Source organism: Pseudomonas sp. B19(2017) (genome assembly GCF_002113165.1).
GTDB lineage: Bacteria > Pseudomonadota > Gammaproteobacteria > Pseudomonadales > Pseudomonadaceae > Aquipseudomonas.
Genome location: NZ_NEJR01000001.1, coordinates 142,838 through 162,199, shown reverse-complemented (window position 1 = coordinate 162,199; position 19,362 = coordinate 142,838). Strand labels below are relative to the sequence as shown.

At 62.6% G+C, this 19,362-nt stretch carries 19 protein-coding genes; 9 read left to right on the top strand and 10 right to left on the bottom strand.

Features of this window, described 5'->3' with window-relative positions; genetic code table 11:
• Positions 1–345 precede the first annotated feature (345 nt).
• Both CAF70_RS00815 and CAF70_RS00810 read left to right on the top strand, forming a co-directional pair.
• On the top strand, positions 346–744 hold the full coding sequence (locus tag CAF70_RS00815; protein WP_003253317.1) for an acyl-CoA thioesterase: 399 nt from the start codon (positions 346–348) through the stop codon (positions 742–744).
• Between the two features lie 71 nt (positions 745–815).
• Entirely contained in the window at positions 816–1,712 is an 897-nt protein-coding gene (locus CAF70_RS00810) for a D-hexose-6-phosphate mutarotase (RefSeq protein WP_085621491.1), read from the top strand.
• 125 nt (positions 1,713–1,837) lie between these two features.
• On the opposite strand, the gene CAF70_RS00800 is transcribed toward CAF70_RS00810, so the two are convergent.
• The 5 genes from CAF70_RS00800 to CAF70_RS00780 form a co-directional block, all read right to left on the bottom strand.
• Positions 1,838–2,407 carry a DUF3299 domain-containing protein gene (locus tag CAF70_RS00800; RefSeq protein ID WP_085621490.1) on the bottom strand — a complete coding sequence of 190 codons (570 nt, stop codon included), beginning with the start codon at positions 2,405–2,407 and terminating at the stop codon, positions 1,838–1,840.
• 12 nt (positions 2,408–2,419) lie between these two features.
• Positions 2,420–2,665 (bottom strand): GlsB/YeaQ/YmgE family stress response membrane protein, encoded by a 246-nt coding sequence (locus CAF70_RS00795; RefSeq protein WP_010955824.1) that lies wholly within the window; start codon positions 2,663–2,665, stop codon positions 2,420–2,422.
• A 96-nt stretch (positions 2,666–2,761) separates the two neighbouring features.
• Positions 2,762–3,844 carry a 5-(carboxyamino)imidazole ribonucleotide synthase gene (locus tag CAF70_RS00790; RefSeq protein WP_085621489.1) on the bottom strand — a complete coding sequence of 361 codons (1,083 nt, stop codon included), beginning with the start codon at positions 3,842–3,844 and terminating at the stop codon, positions 2,762–2,764.
• Between the two features lie 10 nt (positions 3,845–3,854).
• Entirely contained in the window at positions 3,855–4,346 is a 492-nt protein-coding gene (gene purE, locus CAF70_RS00785; protein WP_003253304.1) for a 5-(carboxyamino)imidazole ribonucleotide mutase, read from the bottom strand.
• Between the two features lie 171 nt (positions 4,347–4,517).
• Positions 4,518–5,450, bottom strand: a complete 933-nt coding sequence (locus CAF70_RS00780) for a LysR substrate-binding domain-containing protein (protein ID WP_161797629.1) — start codon at positions 5,448–5,450, stop codon at positions 4,518–4,520.
• Between the two features lie 182 nt (positions 5,451–5,632).
• On the opposite strand from CAF70_RS00780, the gene aspA reads away from it, so the two are divergent.
• The 4 genes from aspA (at position 5,633) to CAF70_RS00760 (ending at position 10,648) form a co-directional block, all read left to right on the top strand.
• On the top strand, positions 5,633–7,057 hold the full coding sequence (aspA, locus tag CAF70_RS00775; RefSeq protein WP_003260072.1) for an aspartate ammonia-lyase: 1,425 nt from the start codon (positions 5,633–5,635) through the stop codon (positions 7,055–7,057).
• A 226-nt stretch (positions 7,058–7,283) separates the two neighbouring features.
• Entirely contained in the window at positions 7,284–8,276 is a 993-nt protein-coding gene (locus tag CAF70_RS00770; RefSeq protein ID WP_085621488.1) for an AraC family transcriptional regulator, read from the top strand.
• Positions 8,277–8,501: 225 nt separating this feature from the next.
• Positions 8,502–9,545 carry a histone deacetylase family protein gene (locus CAF70_RS00765; protein ID WP_085621487.1) on the top strand — a complete coding sequence of 348 codons (1,044 nt, stop codon included), beginning with the start codon at positions 8,502–8,504 and terminating at the stop codon, positions 9,543–9,545.
• Positions 9,545–10,648 (top strand): polyamine ABC transporter substrate-binding protein, encoded by a 1,104-nt coding sequence (locus CAF70_RS00760; protein ID WP_085621486.1) that lies wholly within the window; start codon positions 9,545–9,547, stop codon positions 10,646–10,648. The genes CAF70_RS00765 and CAF70_RS00760 overlap by 1 nt, the downstream gene beginning before the upstream one ends.
• Positions 10,649–10,748: 100 nt before the next feature.
• Here the strand turns inward: CAF70_RS00760 and CAF70_RS00755 are convergent, their stop codons facing one another.
• The gene (locus tag CAF70_RS00755) at positions 10,749–12,293 is read right to left on the bottom strand and encodes a PLP-dependent aminotransferase family protein (protein WP_085621485.1); all 1,545 of its coding nucleotides are present in this window, start codon (positions 12,291–12,293) and stop codon (positions 10,749–10,751) included.
• Positions 12,294–12,383: 90 nt separating this feature from the next.
• Between CAF70_RS00755 and CAF70_RS00750 the strand changes: the two genes are divergently transcribed.
• From CAF70_RS00750 to CAF70_RS00740, 3 genes are read left to right on the top strand one after another with little or no spacing between them, the layout of a single operon-like run.
• Complete coding sequence (locus CAF70_RS00750) at positions 12,384–13,013, top strand: FMN-binding negative transcriptional regulator (RefSeq protein WP_085621484.1); 630 nt, start codon at positions 12,384–12,386, stop codon at positions 13,011–13,013.
• A gap of 12 nt (positions 13,014–13,025) precedes the next feature.
• The gene (locus CAF70_RS00745) at positions 13,026–13,472 is read left to right on the top strand and encodes a GNAT family N-acetyltransferase (RefSeq protein WP_085621483.1); all 447 of its coding nucleotides are present in this window, start codon (positions 13,026–13,028) and stop codon (positions 13,470–13,472) included.
• Between the two features lie 7 nt (positions 13,473–13,479).
• The gene (locus tag CAF70_RS00740) at positions 13,480–14,151 is read left to right on the top strand and encodes a GNAT family N-acetyltransferase (protein WP_085621482.1); all 672 of its coding nucleotides are present in this window, start codon (positions 13,480–13,482) and stop codon (positions 14,149–14,151) included.
• A gap of 50 nt (positions 14,152–14,201) precedes the next feature.
• On the opposite strand, the gene CAF70_RS00735 is transcribed toward CAF70_RS00740, so the two are convergent.
• The 4 genes from CAF70_RS00735 to CAF70_RS00720 all read right to left on the bottom strand — a co-directional run bounded on the left by CAF70_RS00735 (position 14,202) and on the right by CAF70_RS00720 (position 19,254).
• The gene (locus tag CAF70_RS00735) at positions 14,202–14,480 is read right to left on the bottom strand and encodes a helix-turn-helix transcriptional regulator (protein WP_085588857.1); all 279 of its coding nucleotides are present in this window, start codon (positions 14,478–14,480) and stop codon (positions 14,202–14,204) included.
• Positions 14,477–15,802: a type II toxin-antitoxin system HipA family toxin gene (locus tag CAF70_RS00730; protein WP_085621481.1), complete on the bottom strand. Its 1,326-nt coding sequence runs from the start codon at positions 15,800–15,802 to the stop codon at positions 14,477–14,479. Before CAF70_RS00730 ends, CAF70_RS00735 begins: the two co-directional genes overlap by 4 nt.
• Before the next feature lie 216 nt (positions 15,803–16,018).
• Positions 16,019–17,827 carry a sodium-extruding oxaloacetate decarboxylase subunit alpha gene (gene oadA / locus CAF70_RS00725; RefSeq protein WP_085621480.1) on the bottom strand — a complete coding sequence of 603 codons (1,809 nt, stop codon included), beginning with the start codon at positions 17,825–17,827 and terminating at the stop codon, positions 16,019–16,021.
• A gap of 11 nt (positions 17,828–17,838) precedes the next feature.
• The gene (locus CAF70_RS00720) at positions 17,839–19,254 is read right to left on the bottom strand and encodes an acetyl-CoA carboxylase biotin carboxylase subunit (protein WP_016712746.1); all 1,416 of its coding nucleotides are present in this window, start codon (positions 19,252–19,254) and stop codon (positions 17,839–17,841) included.
• Positions 19,255–19,362 lie beyond the last annotated feature (108 nt).

Below are 19,362 nucleotides of genomic sequence, written 5' to 3'. Positions count from 1 at the left end.
TGTGGGCATGCAGGCCGCTTGGCACGCGGCTTCTGGATTGGGAGACAGGCGAAGATAGCAAATTGCTGAGCTGCGCCGAAAGCGATACAAAATCCCTACACATATTCATGAATGCGCGGTCGTCGCTGGCCGTCATGCTCTATATACTGGCGCTTCGTAGGAAAAGGTTGCTCCTAACGTGGGATGTTGTGCGAAAACGCCGGTCATTATTGTCAGGCGGTTTCGCAGAGTTTCCCTACGGCCGCCCAGTGAAACGAAATCGGCGTAGTATGTTTCAAGCTGAATCGTTTACCCGGCCTTTGCGCCACACCAACGAAAAGCGTCACGGGTCAGAGGCCCCATCGCATGATTGAGCTCGAACAAGAAGATCCAATCCCGCAAGGCGACCTGGCCTTGCAGATCACCGCGCTGCCGCGTGAAACCAACGGCTTTGGCGACATCTTCGGCGGCTGGCTGGTCGCCCAGATGGACTTGGCCGGCACCGCCATGGCCAGCCGTGTCGCCGGCGGCCGCGTGGCTACCGTGGCGATCGACCGCATGGCCTTTCTGGTACCGGTCGCCGTTGGCGCGCAGCTGTCGTTCTATACCCAGACCCTGGAAATCGGCCGCAGCTCGATCCAGATGATGGTCGAAGTGTGGAGCGACGACCCACTGTCCAGCGAATGGCGCAAGGTCACCGAAGCCGTGTTCGTCTTCGTCGCCATCGACGGCAGTGGCCGCACCCGCTCCGTACCTCGTCGCTGAGCCACGCCGGCGGTAAACTCATTGCATGAGCCCGGGTCCAAGGCCCACTGGCAATCAATGAGATGAATGCAATGGCTACCTTCCAGGTCGTAACCGAGCAACATGGCGAACTCGACTGCTGGCGTATCAGCAGCGACCGCGCCGAACTCCTGATCGCCCAGCAGGGCGCGCAGATCCTCAGCTACCAGCGAGTGGGCGAGCCACCGCTGCTGTGGCTGAGCGACCAGGCCATCTTCCGCAAGGGCAAGTCGGTACGCGCCGGGGTGCCGGTGTGCTGGCCGTGGTTCGGCAACCTGCAGCGCAACCCCCAGGCCGTGCAGGCCATGTACCATGGCGAACAGGCACCCGCGCACGGCCTGGCGCGCGCGCGCGACTGGCAATTGCTGGGTATCGAGGAAGCAGGCGAAAGACTGCGCATCGAATTCGAACTACCGCAAGCGCAGGGTGACCTGCCTGGCTGGCCTCATGACGTCGAACTGAAGCTGGTGGTTGAGCTGGGCGAAGACCTGCAGCTGAACCTGACCAGCCGCAACATGGGCAATACCCCGGTTACCATCAGCCAGGCCCTGCACAGTTACTTCGCAGTCAGTGACGTGCGCCAGGCGCGGGTCGAAGGGGTTGAGGGGCTTGGCTATATCGAGACCCTGGCTGACTGGGAACAGCGTCAGCAGCAGGGGGCCCTTGAGTTTGCCGGGGAGACTGACCGGATCTACCTGGCGACCCCGCCCCAGCTGAGCATCGTCGACCCGCACTGGAACCGGCGGATAACCTTGACCAGCAGCGGGTCGCGTTCGGCGGTGATCTGGAACCCCTGGACCGATCGGGCCAGGGAATTGCCGGACATGGCGGATGATGGCTGGCAGCGGATGCTGTGCATCGAGACGGCGAATGTGTGGGATGACCTGGTGGAATTGAAGCCTGGGGCCAGTAGCTCGCTGGGGGTCAGGATTGGCTGTGAAATGATCTGAGTCTTGCAGTGCCTGTGCGGGCCTCTTCGCGGGCTCGCCCGCTCCCACAGGTACTCCACATGCCTTGAAAATTGTGGTGTACCTGTGGGAGCGGGCAAGCCCGCGAAGAGGCCGGCACAGAAAAGTCAGAGATCAGCATCCTCCACCACCCTCACCTTCCCTGCATCCAGCGCATAGGCCGCGTCGGCCAGGTCATTGCTGACCTTCTCCACCTTCAGCGTTCCGCTGACCCACAGCGGGGTGTAGATGTCATCGATCTTCAGGCCTTTCGGGTAGCGCACCAGCACCAGCTGGTTTGGCGGCGGTGGCGGCACGTGGATGCACGCGCCCGGGTACGGCACCAGGAAGAACAGCGTGCTGTTGCCCTTGGCGTCGCTCTCCAGTGGTACAGGGTAACCGCCCAGGCGGATGTCCTTGCCGTTCATGGCCGCCACGGTCTTGGTCGAGTACATCACCGCCGGCAAACCCTTGCCCTGCTTCAGGCCGCCCTTGTCGGTAAAGGTGCCCATGGCTTCCGGCGAGTTGTGGTCGATTTCAGGCATTTGCTCGAGCGCCTGCTGGTCCGACTTGGGCATCAGCTCCAGCCAGTCGGTTTCAGGCAGTTCGGCATGAGCCAGGGTGCAGGCCAACAGCAGTGGGGCGAGGAAAAAGGCACGCATGAAAATGCTCGGCAACTCGAATGAATTGCCGGGCATTCTAACCAGTATTCAGCGTTTCTTGATGAATCCGTAGATCACCAGGAGGACCACCGCCCCCACCAGCGCGCCAAAGAAGCCCGCAGCCTGTCCGGCCTGATAGATACCCAGCGCCTGGCCGCCGTAGGTGGCCAGCAGGGAACCGGCAATACCCAGCAGGATGGTCATGATCCAGCCCATGCTGTCGTCGCCCGGCTTGATGAAGCGGGCCAGCAGGCCGACGATAAGGCCGATGAAGATGGTTCCAATGATACCCATGGCAATCCCTCTGCAGTAATGATGGAACAAGCCAAAGCCTAGACAGCGCTTTGGCTCGTTGCCATTTCAGAGGGCAAGCCGCTGGTAGAAGTTCGATCAGTTGCCGATCAGGGCTTCTACTTCGGCAATCTTGCGCTCGAGGGTGGCCATGTCGTGGCAACGCAGGGTAGCGTGGCCAACCTTGCGACCGGCCTTGAAGGCCTTGCCGTAGTGGTGCAGGTGGCAGTCACCGATGGCGACCACTTTGTCCACCGCCGGCACTTCACCGATGAAGTTGAGCATTGCGCTCTCACCGACCTTGGCGGTCGAGCCCAGCGGCAAGCCGGCGACGGCGCGCAGGTGGTTCTCGAACTGGCTGCATTCGGCGCCTTCGATGGTCCAGTGCCCGGAGTTGTGCACGCGCGGCGCGATCTCGTTGGCCTTCAGGCCGCCGTCGACTTCGAAGAACTCGAAGGCCATCACGCCCACATAGTCCAGTTGCTTGAGCACCCGGCCCACGTAGTCTTCGGCCAGGGCCTGCAGAGGGTGCGCCTGGCTGGCGACCGACAGGCGCAGGATGCCGCTTTCGTGGGTGTTGTGCACCAGCGGGTAGAAGCGGGTTTCGCCATCACGGGCACGCACGGCCACCAGCGACACTTCGCCGGTGAACGGCACGAAGCCTTCCAGCAGGCACGGCACGCTGCCAAGCTCGGCAAAGGTACCGACCACGTCCTCTGGGGTGCGCAGCACCTTCTGGCCCTTGCCGTCGTAACCCAGGGTGCGGGTTTTCAGCACGGCCGGCAGGCCGATGCTGGCCACCGCGGCCTCCAGGTCGGCCTGCGAAAGAATGTCGGCGAAGGCCGGGGTAGGGATACCCAGGTCGCGGAACATGCTCTTCTCGAACAGGCGGTCACGGGCGATGCGCAGCGCTTCGGCGCTGGGGTACACCGGTACGAACTGCGAGAGGAAGGCCACGGTCTCGGCCGGGACGCTTTCAAACTCGAAGGTGACCAGGTCGACTTGATCAGCCAGCTGGCGCAGGTGGTCCTGGTCGCCGTAGTCGGCACGCAGGTGCTCGCCAAGCGGCGCGGCGCAGGCGTCCGGCGCCGGGTCGAGGAAAGCGAAGTTCATGCCCAGCGGGGTACCCGCCAGGGCCAGCATGCGGCCCAGCTGGCCGCCACCGATTACACCGATCTTCATGGGTTTAGCCTCAAGCCTGGCGCGGGTCTGGGTTGTCCAGCACGGTGTCGGTCTGCTCCGTGCGGAACTGCTTGAGCGCCGCGTGGTACTGCGGGTACTTGGCGCCGAGAATGCTGGCCGACAGCAGCGCGGCGTTGACCGCACCGGCACGACCGATGGCCAGGGTGGCAACCGGCACGCCGGCTGGCATCTGCACGATCGACAGCAGCGAATCGACACCCGACAGCATCGACGATTGCACGGGCACGCCCAGCACCGGGAGGTGGGTCTTGGCGGCGCACATGCCTGGCAGGTGGGCTGCGCCACCGGCACCGGCGATGATCACCTCGATGCCACGGCCCTCAGCCTCCTCGGCATACTGGAACAGCAGATCCGGGGTACGGTGGGCGGAAACCACCTTCACCTCGTAGGGAATGCCGAGTTTTTCCAGCATATCGGCGGTGTGGCTAAGGGTGGACCAATCGGACTTGGAGCCCATGATCACGCCAACCAGTGCACTCATCGTCGAGCCTCTTCGCTTGTGCGCCCTTGGGCGCGTCAAAAAACAACAAGCCACGCGGGACGACCGGCGTGGCTTGTTTGCTGATCAGGACCGGACGCATCCGGTCGAAAGGCCGCGCAGTATACCGTAAGGTGGTGCGTTTAAGGCACCCCGGCGACCAACTGTCGGCCCTTATTTTTCGGGGCTTTGGCTGACTTTTGGGTCAACCATTGCCGCCCCCTCGAGCTTGCGCCACAGCAGCCTTACATTGGCCTTGCGCACCAGTGCGCAGCGGTACAGGCGGATTTCCAGCGGCACGTGCCACTGGCTGCCGCCGCAGATCGCCAGCTCGCCTCGTTCCAGTTCGCCACGCATCGACAGGCGCGGTACCCAGGCGATGCCCATGCCTTCCAGCGCCATGCTTTTCAGGCTGTCGGCCATGGCGGTTTCATAGACGGTGGTATAGCGCAGGTTGCGCTGGCGCAGCAGCAGGTTGACCGAGCGGCCGAGGAAGGCGCCGGCGGTATAGGCCAGCAGCGGCACGCTACCCTCGCCTTCCAGGTCGAACAACGGCTTGCCGTCGGCATCCACGGCGCACACCGGCAACATTTCGGTGGTACCCATGTGCAGCGACGGGAAGATTTCGGCATCCATCTGCAGGGCGGCATCCGGGTCATAGAAGGCCAGCATCAGGTCGCAGCCACCTTCACGCAATGCATGCACAGCATCTCCGACGTTGGTCGCAACCAGGCGGGTGGCGATGTTCAACCCGTCGTTGCGCAGCTGAGCCACCCAACGCGGGAAAAAGCCCGACGCCAGGGAATGCGCCGCCGCCACCTGAACCACCTCACCCTGGCCGCCTTCCAGATGATGCAAATGGCGAAGAATTTCGCTCAACTGGTCGACAACTGTGCGTGCCGTGACAAGAAAAAGCTGGCCGGCCTCGGTCAGTTCGATCGGCGTGCGGGAACGGTTCACCAACTGTAGGCCCAACGCGGCCTCCAGGCTGCGAATGCGCCGGCTGAAGGCCGGCTGGGTGACGAAACGCCGCTCTGCCGCCTGGGAAAAACTGCGGGTGGCGGCCAGCGCACTGAAGTCTTCCAGCCATTTGCTTTCAAGGTTCACGAAGCACATCTCCTGGCGTGCACCAAAATGGAACACGCTCGAATGTCAATTGGCGTCACATGAAACACTATGCCGTTTGTGCATAGGTTAGCGTGCAACAGCATTGGCCGCAAAATCACCTTCAGGCCTAGGATTGGCGCCATTCCGGCATGTGCCGGGTCAAAATCGAGATGATATACATCATGTCCTCCGCTGCATCGTTCCGCGTCGAAAAAGATTTGTTGGGCACCCTTGAAGTTCCTGCAGATGCCTATTACGGCATCCAGACCCTGCGCGCTGCCAACAACTTCCACCTCTCCGGTGTTCCGCTGTCGCACTACCCGAAGCTGGTCGTGGCCCTGGCCATGGTCAAGCAGGCTGCCGCCGACGCCAACCGTGAGCTGGGTCACCTGAGCGATGCCAAGCATGCTGCTATCACTGCAGCCTGCGCCCGCCTGATCAAAGGCGATTACCACGACCAGTTCGTGGTGGACATGATCCAGGGCGGTGCTGGTACTTCTACCAACATGAACGCCAACGAAGTCATCGCCAACGTCGCACTGGAGGCCATGGGCCACCAGAAGGGTGAGTATCAGTACCTGCACCCGAACAACGACGTGAACATGGCGCAGTCGACCAACGACGCCTACCCGACCGCCATCCGTCTGGGCCTGCTGCTGGGCCACGACGCCCTGCTGGCCAGCCTCGACAGCCTGATCCAGGCCTTCGCTGCCAAAGGTAAAGAGTTCGATCACGTACTGAAGATGGGCCGTACCCAGCTGCAGGACGCCGTACCGATGACCCTGGGCCAGGAATTCCGCGCCTTCGCCACCACCATGACCGAAGACCTGCAGCGCCTGCGCTCGCTGGCCCCGGAACTGCTGACCGAAATCAACCTGGGCGGTACCGCCATCGGCACCGGCATCAACGCCGACCCTGGCTACCAGGCCCTGGCCGTACAGCGCCTGGCTGCCATCAGCGGCCAGCCGCTGGTACCGGCTGCCGACCTGATCGAAGCCACCTCCGACATGGGCGCTTTCGTGCTGTTCTCCGGCATGCTCAAGCGTACCGCAGTCAAGCTGTCGAAGATCTGCAACGACCTGCGCCTGCTGTCCAGCGGCCCGCGCACCGGCATCAACGAGATCAACCTGCCAGCGCGTCAGCCAGGCAGCTCGATCATGCCAGGCAAGGTCAACCCGGTTATCCCGGAAGCCGTCAACCAGGTGGCCTTCGCCATCATGGGCAACGATCTGGCCCTGACCGTCGCTGCCGAAGGTGGCCAGCTGCAGCTGAACGTGATGGAGCCGCTGATCGCCTACAAGATCTTCGACTCGATCCGCCTGCTGCAACGTGCCATGGACATGCTGCGCGAACACTGCATCGTCGGCATCACCGCCAACGAACAGCGCTGCCGTGAACTGGTCGAGCACTCGATCGGCCTGGTCACCGCCCTGAACCCGTACATCGGCTACGAAAACGCCACCCGTATCGCCCGCGTTGCCCTGGAAACCGGCCGCGGCGTACTGGAACTGGTGCGCGAAGAGAAGCTGCTGGACGACGCGATGCTCGACGACATCCTGCGTCCGGAAAACATGATCGCTCCGCGTCTGGTTCCGCTGAAGGCGTAACCAGGCCGCTGTAAACAGTCTCACCAGGTCGAGGGACTAGACACCTCTCAACCTTTCCAAGGCCCGAGCCTATGCTTCGGGCCTTTTTTTTGCCTGAAGGATTCCGGGGCTGCTTTGCAGCCCATCGCGACGCAGGGCCGCTCCCACAATAGCCCTGCGGACAGCAGTCGAACATCGGCACACAACTTGCTCCATAATGCGTCCCAGGCCAACGGGATTACCCAGCATGCTGCACAGCCACCTGACCACCCTCAACGCGGTTTCGCTGATCCTCAACGTGTTCCAGGCAGACGGTTGCGAAGCGTCGGCGCTGCTGGCCGGCAGCGGCATAGGCCCGGCGGACCTGGGCCATGCCGATGCGCGCATCACCACCCAGCAGGAACTGCAGGTGTGTGCCAATGCCGTTGCCCGGCGCGAGGATATCGGCCTGGAACTGGGCCGGCGCATGCATGTGTCGTGCTACGGTATGCTCGGTTACGCCCTGCTCTCCAGTGCCACTTTGGGTGACGCCTTGCGCCTGGCGCTGCAGTACCCGGCACTGCTGGGAACAGTCTTCAAGCTGCGCCTGCTCGACGACGGCCAGCGCGTCTGGCTCAGCGCCAGCGACTACCACGACAGCCCGACGCTGACCGCCTTCAATGCCGAGTTCTGCCTGGTATCGCTGAAAGTCATCTGCGACGACCTGCTCGGCCGCCCACTGCCGCTGCTGGGGGCCCGTTTCGAACACCAACGCCCCGGCTACCACGCGCTCTACGCCGGGGCATTCCCGTGCCCGGTCGGTTTCGGCGCCGAGGACAATGCCTTTGCCTTCGAACGGCGCTGGCTGGACACGCCACTGCCGCTGGCCGACCCGATTACCCACAAGGCAATGAGCGAACGTTGCCGACGGCTGAACCTGGAATTCACCGGCCGCCAGGCCTGGCTGGGGCGGATTCGCCAACTGCTGGTGCAGCAACTGGATGCGGCACCCGGGCTTGAAGGGCTGGCGCGGCAGATGAACTGCTCGTCGCGCACCTTGCGCCGGCATTTGCAGGCGTTGGGCAGCAGTTATCAACAGCTGCTGGATGAACTAAGGTTCGAGCGGGCCAAGCAGTTGCTGGCTGATGAGCAGATGCCGATCTACCGGATTGCCGAAACCTTGGGGTTCAGCGAAACGGCCAGTTTCCGGCATGCCTTTCAGCGTTGGAGTGGTGTGGCGCCCAGTCACTTCCGCGGTTGACCTGCACCGGCCTCTTCGCGGGCTCGCCCGCTCCCACCGGTCTTCCACAACTTTCGAGAGCTGTGAAGATCCTGCGGGAGCGGGCAAGCCCGCGAAGAGGCCGGCGCAGGAAAAACAGGCCAGAGACCTTGGCCACATCGATCCCCTTTTGGCCATTTGCGTCGTTCTCCCCCACTGGCCCGCCCATGAAAATGGGCCCACGCCAGTACCTACCGGAGAACAACAATGCTGACGATCTATTCCGATGACCACCGCCTGCACCACGGCCGCTGCGAGCTGATCGACGGCAAGCTGATGCCCTGTTTCGAAATGCCGTCACGCGCCGACCATGTGCTCGACCAGGTCAAAAAGCGCAACCTCGGCGACATCCAGGGGCCCACAGACTTCGGCCGCGCACCGTTGCTGCGCATCCACAGTGCCGACTACCTGAACTTCTTCGAAGGTGCCTGGGCGCGCTGGGCCGCACTGGGCCAGGAAGGCGACCTGCTGCCGTTCACCTGGCCCGCACGCACCCTGCGCCAGGTAAAACCCACCGGTCTGCACGGTGAACTGGGCTACTACAGCTTCGATGCCGGCGCACCGATCACCGCCGGTACCTGGCAGGCCGCCTACAGCGCCGCCCAGGTCGCCCTCACCGCTCAGGCGGCAATCCAGCAAGGCGCACATTCCGCCTTCGCCCTGTGCCGCCCGCCAGGGCACCACGCGGCTGGCGAAGTTATGGGCGGCTATTGCTACCTGAACAACGCTGCCATCGCAGCCCAGGCCTTCCTCGACCAGGGCCGGCACAAGGTCGCCATCCTCGACGTCGACTACCACCACGGCAACGGCACCCAGGACATCTTCTACCACCGCAACGATGTGTTCTTCGCCTCGATCCATGGCGACCCGCGCGACGAGTTTCCGTTCTTCCTCGGCTATGCCGACGAAACCGGCGAAGGTGCCGGCGAAGGCTGCAACATCAACTACCCACTGCCGGCCGGCAGCGACTGGGCAGCCTGGAGCGCCGCCCTGGAGGACGCGTGCCAGCGCATCGCCGCCTATGACGCCGACGTGCTGGTGGTCTCGCTGGGCGTGGACACCTTCAAGGACGACCCGATTTCGCAGTTCAAGCTGGACAGCCCGGACTACCTGGAAATGGGCAAGCGCATTGCCCAGCTCGGCAAGCCGACCCTGTTCGTGATGGAAGGCGGCTACGCTGTGGAAGAAATCGGCATCAACGCAGTCAATGTGCTGGAAGGCTTCCAGCGCGCCCAGCCAGGAGCCCGGTAATGGCCCGACTCAAACGTCTGCTCGCCCCGTTCATCGCCGCGACCCTGTTCGCCGGTGCCCTGCAAGCCCAGGCCGAACAGCGCACCCTGCGGGTGTACAACTGGTTCGACTACATCACCCCGCAAACCCTCACCGAGTTCCAGAAAGGCAGCGGGGTGAAGCTGGTCTACGACATCTTCGACACCAACGAGGCGCTGGAAGCCAAGCTGCTGACCGGCAACTCCGGATACGACGTGGTGGTGCCATCCAATGTGTTCCTCGCCAAGCAGATCGAAGCGGGAGTGTTCCAGCCGCTGGACCGCAGCAAGCTGCCGAACTGGCAGCACCTGGACCCGGCGCTGATGAAGCTGATCGAGGCCAACGACCCCGGCAACAAGTTTGCCGTGCCCTACATGTACGGCACGGTGCTGATCGGCTTTAACCCGGCCAAGGTAAAGGCGGCGCTCGGCGACAATGCCCCGGTGGACAGCTGGGATCTGATCTTCAAGGAAGAAAACATCGCCAAGCTCAAACAGTGCGGCGTCGCCCTGCTCGACTCGCCTTCGGAGATCATGCCGCTGGCGTTGCAGTACCTGGGCCTGCCGCCGAACAGCGACAAGCCGGCCGACTACAAGCAGGCCGAGGCTCTGATGCTGAAGATTCGCCCGCACATCACCTACTTCCATTCCTCGAAGTACATGGCAGACATCGCCAATGGCGATATCTGCGTGGCAGTGGGCTACAGCGGCAGCTTCTCCCAGGCCGCCAACCGCGCCCGCGAGGCGAAGAATGGCGTGGTAGTGGACATGCGCCTGCCCAAGGAAGGTGCACCGATCTGGTTCGATATGCTGGCGATTCCGAAGAACGCGGCCAACCCGGAAGATGCCCATGCATTCATCAACTACCTGCTGCAACCCGAGGTGATTGCGCCGATCAGCGACTTTGTCGGGTACCCGAACCCGAACAAGGATGCGACCGACAAGGTAAGCCCGGCGATTCGCAACAACCCCAACCTGTATCCGACGGCGGAGGCGATGGCCAAGCTTTACACGCTCAAGCCTTTGGCAAGGGATGCCGAGCGGGCGCGGACCAGGGCCTGGACGCGGATCAAGTCCGGTACCTGAGTCGCCTGCTTCGCGGGCATGCCCGCTCCCACATTGATCGCATAACAGGCGAACCAGGTGGGAGCGGTCCTGCCCGCGAAGGGCCGCACAGCGGCCCCATTCACTTTCTCCAGGCCTTGCGCAAGCGCATCAACGCCTCGGCAATCTCCCCCTCCGGCACCGCTGCAAATCCCAGCACCAGCCCGGCGCGCTCATCCACAGGTACCTCGCTATCCGCCAGCCAGAAGTTGCTCAGCGGTGTCACCTCCACCCCTACCGCTTCAGCCTTGGCCACCAGTTCCTGCTCCCGCGCAAAGTTATCCACATCGACCTTCACATGCAGCCCGGCCGCTACTTCCGGCATGCCGCCCAACCCCGGAATATCCACAGGCCAGCCGGCCTTGAGCACATTGCGCCGGCTCAGCGCCGCCTTGCGCATGCGCCGGATATGCCGCTGGAAGTGCCCGCGGGCCATGAACTCGGCCATTACGCACTGGCTACTGACTTCCGAATGCCGCACTGCCAGCGCCCTGCCCTGGCTGAATGCCTGCGCCAGTTGCGGCGGCAGTACCAGGTAGCCCAGGCGCAACGCCGGAAAGGCGATCTTGCCGAAGGTGCCGACGTACAGTACCCGCCCGTGCTGGTCGAGCGCCGCAAGCGGGGCCAAGGGCGCGCCGCTGTAGCGGTATTCGCCGTCGTAGTCGTCTTCAATGATCCAGCCATCGCTGCGCTCGGCCCAGGCCAGCAATTCCAGGCGTCGCGCCAGGCTCATGGTCACCCCGGTTGGGTACTGGTGGGCCGGCGTGACATAGGCCAGCCGGCAATCCGCAAGCTGCCCGAGCTGACGACAGTCCATGCCGTCCTCGTCCACCGGTACGCCATGCAACCGGCCACCGGCCAGCGCAAAGGCATGCCCGGCTGCGCGGTATCCCGGGTTTTCCACAGCTACGCCGTCGCCCGGCTGCAACAGTAACTGTGCACAAAGGCTGATGGCCTGCTGTGCACCACTGGTGATCACAATTTGTTCAGCCGTACAACTCAGACCACGCGAGCGACGCAGGTAGGCCGCGATCAGTTCGCGCAACAGCGGTTCGCCTGCCGGGTCGCCATAGCCCAGCTGTGCGGGACCCGGGTTGCGCCAGAAACCCGCCTGCAGCTTGGCCCAGACGTCGAACGGGAACAGGTCGAACGCCGGAATACCGACGCGAAAAGCACGCGGAGCACCGCTTCTTGGCGGCGGCAAATGGTTGCTTTTCAGACGCTGCAAAGGCTCGCTGAAACGTCGGCCGCTGGATGAATCCTCAGTATCTTCTGAAGAAAATGTGGATAAACCTGTTGATAACCACCCGGATAACCCTGTGGATACTTGTGTGGATAGTTTTGCAGTGGAGAGTTTCGGCAGCTGGCTGACATAGGTGCCGTCGCCTACCCGGCTTTCGATGTAGCCCTCGGCATACAGCTGGTCATAGGCCCGCACCACGCTGTTGCGCGAAAGCGCCAGCATGGCAGCCAGATCACGGGTAGCGGGCAGACGCGTGCCACTGCTCAGGCGCCCGTCCAGCACTCGCGCACGTAGCGCCTGGTACAGCTGCTGGCTGAGCCCGCGGCGGCGATCGAGAGCGATCCCGGCAGGGTCGAAAGGCAATACGAGGGGGCGCTCGCTCATGGTATTGGACCTATGAAAACAGCTGCTAATGGCTCTTACTATGAACCAATAGCCTGCCTAGGATAGGGCCATCGCACAAGGAAACCGAGCATGTACAACAGCAAACCCCATCAGGAACACGACCTCGGGCGTCTGCACCAGCACATGCTCGCTACCCGGCTGGCCATCCTGGTCAGCCAGGGCGAACAAGGCCTGCTGGCCACGCACCTGCCCGTGCTGGTCAATACCGCCGAAGGCGAATTCGGCACCGTCTATGCCCATCTGGCGCGGGCCAACCGCCAATGGTGCGACCTGGAGCAAGGAAGCGAAGCCCTGCTGGTGTTCCCCGGCGCCGATGCCTATGTCAGCCCCGGCTACTACCCGAGCAAGGCCGACAACCCCAAGGTAGTGCCAACCTGGAACTACCTGGCCGTGCACGCCTATGGCACGGCTGAGGTGATACACGACGCCGAGCCTCTGCTGGCCATTGTCAGCCGCCTGACCGAGCGCCACGAACAAGGCCGCAGCGAACCGTGGAACGTCAGCGATGCCCCGCGTGACTACCTCGACGGCATGCTGCGCGCCATCGTCGGCATCCGCCTGCCCATCGCCCGCCTGCAAGGCGCGCGCAAGCTCAGCCAGAACCGCTCTGAGCAAGACATTGCCGGCGTGCGCGAAGGCCTGAGCGCCAGCCCCGATTACCTGGATAACCAACTCGCGGCGCAGATGCGCCCACTCTGAAGGAACAGCCCCATGTCCAGCGTTACCCTGCGCCCCGTCACTGCCCAAGACCATGCTGCCTGGCTTACCCTGTGGCACGCCTATCTGCGCTTCTATGAATCCGAACTGAGCGATGAGGTGAGCCTCAGCACCTGGCAGCGCCTGCTCGACCCCAACGAGCCGACCCATTCAGTCCTGGCCTGGGTCGATGGCAAGGCGGTGGGCATGGTCAACTTCATCTACCATCGTACCAACTGGAGTATCGGCAACGCCTGCTACCTGCAGGACCTGTACGTGGACAGCGCGCAGCGCGGCCTGGGAATCGGCCGCCAGCTGATCGAGTACGTCTACGCAAGAGCCAAGGCCGACAACTGCAGCAGGGTGTACTGGGTGACCCACGAGACCAACGCCACCGCCATCAGCCTGTACCAGCAGGTTGCCGAGCGCTCGGGCTTCATACAATTCCGCAAAGAGTTCTAAGCCGAACATGACCGACGCATTGAACTGGAAACCCGCTGCAGCCCCCAAGGCCGAGCCCATCGACGGCCGCTTCATCCGCCTGGAAAAGCTCGACCCGGCGCGCCATGGCGACGACCTGTGGGAGGCGCTGCAAGGTCCGGCTGCCGACCCGGTGCTGTGGGACTACCTGCCCTATGGCCCGTTCACCGAACGTGCCGCCTTCAACCGTTGGCTGGAGGGCAACGCCGCCGGCCGCGACCCGCTGTTCTACACCGTGATCGACCGCCCGAGCGGCCAGGCCCAGGGCATCCTCAGCCTGATGTCGATCGTACCCGACCACGGCCGCATCGAAATCGGCCACGTCGCCTTCGGCGCCGCCATGCAGCGCACGCCCAAGGGCACCGAGGCGGTGTACCTGCTGGGCAAGCTGGCCTTCGAACTGGGCAACCGCCGGCTGGAGTGGAAATGCAACAACGCCAACGCCCGCTCCAGGCGGGCGGCGGAGCGGTTTGGCTTTGTGTTCGAGGGAGTGTTCCGCAAACACCTGGTGGTGAAAGACCACAACCGGGACACGGCGTGGTATTCGATTACCGATGATGAGTGGCCGGCGCTGGCGGCCGCGTTCGAGCGCTGGTTGAGTGAAGCGAACCAGCAGCCGCACGGCCAGGTGCGGACACTTGAGGACTGCCGTAGGAGGTGATCGGCATTACCGATCACGGGCCGGCAGGCCCGCGATCGGTGCAAGCCCGGTTATCTGATCGGGCTCGCACGCCTGACGACGCCCATCTGTAAACCGAACGGTTTGAATACCGCGTTCAACGATTTGAGTGTGGGGTTACCGTCCCCCTGCTCGATCTGAATGAGCGTTCGCACGGAAATCTTGCACATCAGCGCAAACTGGGTCTGCTGCATCTTTGCAACTTCCACGCGCAGGCGGCGAACGGCAGTACCCAGCTCGATTGTGCCGTCGGCAATACCTTCGCGCACACCATCGATCATCAGACCTCGGGCATCGATGGAAACCGTCATGACAACCCCCACTCCGCCATCCGGCGCTCGAGCTTGCCCAGCGCAATCGCCGGGTGATTCATCACTGCTTCCGGGAGCCCAAGGCCGGACAAGATATCGGGCAATGCCAATAGGTGCCGGGCCTCCTGACGCAGACGCTGGTAAGCCTCATCCGGATCGATGAATTCGGCCAGCGCAACGCAGGCTGCCTGCCAGTCGATTTCGCCTGCTCTTTCTATCAAAGCTGGCCACTTCGTCGTTCTGGTTACGCCTTCCGGATCCATCACCATCGGTGCCAAGTCGTAAATGGGTGCAAGGCGCACGTTGTCGCGGGTACGAATGATCGCCGTATTGCGTCCATGGTTATCGGCGTTACCCAGGATCTTGTTGATCAGGTCGCGCCGCAGGTAATCCGCGATCAGCTCAGGCACCTCTTCACCCTGCCCGGCCATCTTCCACAAGCCGACAAGCGTCTCGATCACCTCCAGATGCCCCATCCGGCTACCGGGTTCGGTTACACCACACAAGGAATACATCGATTCCACGGCAAACCGCTGTACTCCCCGATCGGTAACCTGACGGTCGAAGCGTTCCATCCACAGGCTGGGCTTGGCTCCCTCTTCCAGCGCCATGTGTTCACTGGCCACCGTCTCGATACCAAGCTGCTGCAACGCCCTGTAATAGAGGTACTCGGCCCGCAGGATCTCCTGATCATCGGCCAAGGCCTGGCGCCTGGCGAACTTGATGAACCAATGGCGACAGGCCCTCTCATCCGCAAGCACCGCGTCCGGGTACAGCTGGCCGTTTTCATCTTCAGTCATCAGCAGCTTTGGCGCCTCTCCACCGGCGCCTGTCGCGCCACCGATGGCCGCGCCCTGCTCGTAGGCGTACTCCAGAAAACGTTGATCGCGAACGATGACGTCCTGGCGGGTAAAACCGATGGGGTCCGCAAGGTCCAGTAAATCAGCCGATTCCCTGATGCGCATATTGCCAATTGGAGCTGGGGTGGAGCGCCCTAGCAGAAACAGGTCTTCCCCCATGCCTGCCGGTTTCTCACGGCCGATATGCCTCAGCAGAAAACGCTTCGCAGCCCCTGCAGGCGCGATGTCGTACAGGAATGCAGGAGCATGCGGTAGACGATGAGAGCCAAAGTCCACCGGGAGCTTGGCACTGGCCGCCTGGCTGAACAGGCTGTCGTACGCTTGTAGATTGGTCTTGACGTACTTGGATGTGTATCCGAACTCGCAAGGGCTGGAGAGGCTTCTTTCCGGTTCGGAGAAGGCGATGGCAATAGCATCATGCCATTTACCTTGGTCATGTAATTGGAGCGTGAGTCGGTACATTGGCCACCTGCAATTTACTGCATGTTTTCGATCAGCCTCAGCCGTCATCCTGCAGTATAGTGCAGATTTATCATGATCCCCACCCAATTTATGCATTTTAGTGCAGATTTGGGAGGCTTCGGTGTCTGTCATCTGCACTAAATTGCATATTAGTACATAAAAAAAGGGGAGCATTCCGCTCCCCAGAGGTTAACCACTTGTAGATGAGGGCTTATCTCAGCCTTCGATCTCGATCAGGATCTCGCCCGGTGTCACGCGGTCGCCCTTGGCCACGTGGATGGCCACGACCTTGCCGGCGATACCCGCCTGCACTTCGGTCTCCATCTTCATGGCTTCGGTGATCAGCACGGCCTGGCCGGTCTTGACCATGTCGCCTTCCTTGACCAGCACATCGACGATGTTGCCTGGCATGGTAGTGCTGACGTGGCCCGGGGCACTGGCCTGCTTGCGCTTGCTGCTGCCGCCGCCGACGAATTCGTTGAGCGGCTCGAACACCACTTCTTCCGGCATGCCGTCGATCGACAGGTAGAAATGGCGCTTGCCTTCGGCCTTCACGCCCACGCCGGTGATGTCGACGCGGTAGGTTTCGCCGTGCACGTCGATGACGAACTCGGTCGGTACGCCTTCACCGCCATGGGATGCCACTGCGCCGGCTTCAGGAATTGGCAGCAGGGCTTCAGGGGTCAGCGTGCCGGCTTCGCGTTCTTCGAGGAACTTGCGGCCGATGTCCGGGAACATGGCGAAAGTCAGCACGTCTTCTTCGCAACGGGCCAAAGCGCCGATGTCGGCACGCAGCTTGGCCATTTCCGGCTTCAGCAGGTCGGCCGGGCGTACGTCGATCACTTCTTCGCTGCCGATCGCCTGGCGGCGCAATTGCTCGTTGACCACGCCAGGGGCCTTGCCGTAACCGCCTTGCAGGTACAGCTTCACCTCGTTGGTGATGGTCTTGTAGCGCTCGCCGGCCAGCACGTTGAAGAACGCCTGGGTGCCGACGATCTGCGACGTCGGGGTCACCAGCGGCGGGAAGCCGAGGTCTTCACGCACGCGCGGGATCTCTGCCAGCACCTCGTTCATGCGATTGAGGGCGCCCTGCTCCTTGAGCTGGTTGGCCAGGTTGGAAATCATGCCGCCCGGTACCTGGTTGACCTGCACGCGGGTGTCCACAGCGGTGAACTCGCTTTCGAACTGGTGGTACTTCTTGCGCACGGCATAGAAGTACAAGCCGATTTCCTGCAACAGCTCCAGGTCCAGGCCGGTGTCGAACTCGCTGCCCTTGAGCGCGGCAACCATCGACTCGGTACCCGGGTGGCTGGTGCCCCAGGCGAAGCTGGAGATGGCGGTGTCGATGTGATCGGCGCCGTTTTCCACAGCCTTCAGCTGGCACATGGCGGCCAGGCCGGCCGTGTCGTGGGAGTGGATGAACACCGGCAACGATTGCTCGGCCTTCAGCGCCTTGACCAGTTCACCGGTGGCGAACGGGGTCAGCAGGCCGGCCATGTCCTTGATCGCGATCGAGTCGCAACCCATGGCTTCCATTTGCTTGGCCTGGTTCACGAAGGCTTCGATGGTGTGAACCGGGCTGGTGGTATAGGCGATGGTGCCCTGGGCGTGCTTGCCGGCGGCCTTGACTGCTTCAATGGCCACACGCAGGTTACGCACGTCGTTCATGGCATCGAAGATGCGGAACACGTCGATACCGTTGACCGCTGCCTTGGCGACGAAGGCCTTGACCACGTCGTCGCTGTAGTGGCGGTAGCCCAGCAGGTTCTGGCCGCGCAGCAGCATTTGCAGGCGGGTGTTGGGCAGCGCCGCGCGCAACTTGCGCAGGCGCTCCCATGGGTCTTCCTTGAGGAAGCGCACGCAGGCGTCGAAGGTGGCGCCACCCCAGACTTCCAGCGACCAGTAGCCGACCTTGTCGAGCTTGTCGCAGATCGGCAGCATGTCTTCGGTACGCATGCGTGTGGCCAGCAGGGACTGGTGGGCGTCGCGCAGGATCGTGTCGGTTACGTGAATTTTCTTGGACATTATGGGGTTCCTCACAGGCCTGCGTGGGCGGCGATGGCGGCGGCGATGGCCAGGGCCAGCTCTTCGGGTTTGCGCTTGATCGAGTAGTTGGTCAGTTCCGGGTGGCTTTCGACGAAGCTGGTATTGAACTGGCCGCTACGGAATTCCGGATTGCGCAGGATTTCCTGGTAGTACGCGGCGGTGGTCTTCACCCCTTGCACGCGCATGTCGTCCAGGGCGCGCAGGCCGCGGTCCATGGCTTCTTCCCAGGTCAACGCCCACACCACCAGTTTCAGGCACATGGAGTCGTAGAACGGCGGAATGGTGTAACCGGTGTAGATCGCTGTGTCGGTACGCACGCCCGGGCCGCCGGGGGCGTAGTAGCGGGTGATCTTGCCGAAGCTGGGCAGGAAGTTGTTCTTCGGGTCTTCGGCGTTGATGCGGAACTGCAGCGCATAACCGCGGTGCTGGATGTCTTCCTGCTTGACCGACAGCGGCAGGCCCGAGGCAATGCGGATCTGTTCCCGGACGATGTCGATACCGGTGATTTCCTCGGTGATGGTGTGCTCCACCTGCACCCGGGTGTTCATTTCCATGAAGTACACCTCGCCATCGGCGAGCAGGAACTCCACGGTACCGGCGTTCTCGTAGTTCACCGCCTTGGCCGCACGCACCGCCAGGTCGCCGATGTAGGCGCGCTGCTCAGGGGTGAGCTGGGGGCTCGGGGCGATTTCGATGAGCTTCTGGTTGCGGCGCTGGATCGAGCAGTCGCGCTCGAACAGGTGCACCACGTTGCCAAAGCTGTCACCAAGGATCTGCGCCTCGATATGCTTGGGGTTGACGATGCACTTTTCCAGGAACACTTCCGCAGAACCAAAGGCCTTGGTAGCCTCGGAGATGACGCGGGGGAAGTTCTGTTCCAGTTCTTCGCGGCTGTTGCAACGGCGGATACCACGGCCACCACCACCCGAGGTGGCCTTGAGCATGACCGGGTAACCGATGCGGTCACCTTCGCTCAGGGCTTCGTGGATGTCGGCAACGTTGCCTTCGGTGCCTGGGGTTACCGGCACACCAGCGGCGATCATGGTTCGGCGCGCTTCGGTCTTGTCGCCCATACGGCGGATGACATCGGCAGCCGGGCCGATGAACTTGATCCCGCGCTCGGCGCAGATCTCTGCCAGTTCAGCGTTTTCCGACAGGAAACCATAGCCCGGGTGCAGGGCATCACAGCCGGTTTCCACAGCCAGGTTCACCAGCTTGCGCGGGTTCAGGTAACCGGCCAACGGCTCGGCACCAATGCTGTGGGCTTCGTCGGCGCGCTTGACGTGCAAGGCGTGGCGGTCGGCGTCGGAATAGATCGCCACCGAGCGAATGCCCATCTCGGCGCAGGCGCGCACGATCCGAACTGCAATTTCACCTCGGTTGGCGATCAGGATTTTTTTTATCACTGGAGTCTTCCCAAAGCCGTAGGAACAGTCGAGCCGGTTCTCCCGGTCGGCGCGTGACCAGACGTTACTGGCCAGTCGCGCATTAACCCTAGCGCTGTAGGTTGATAA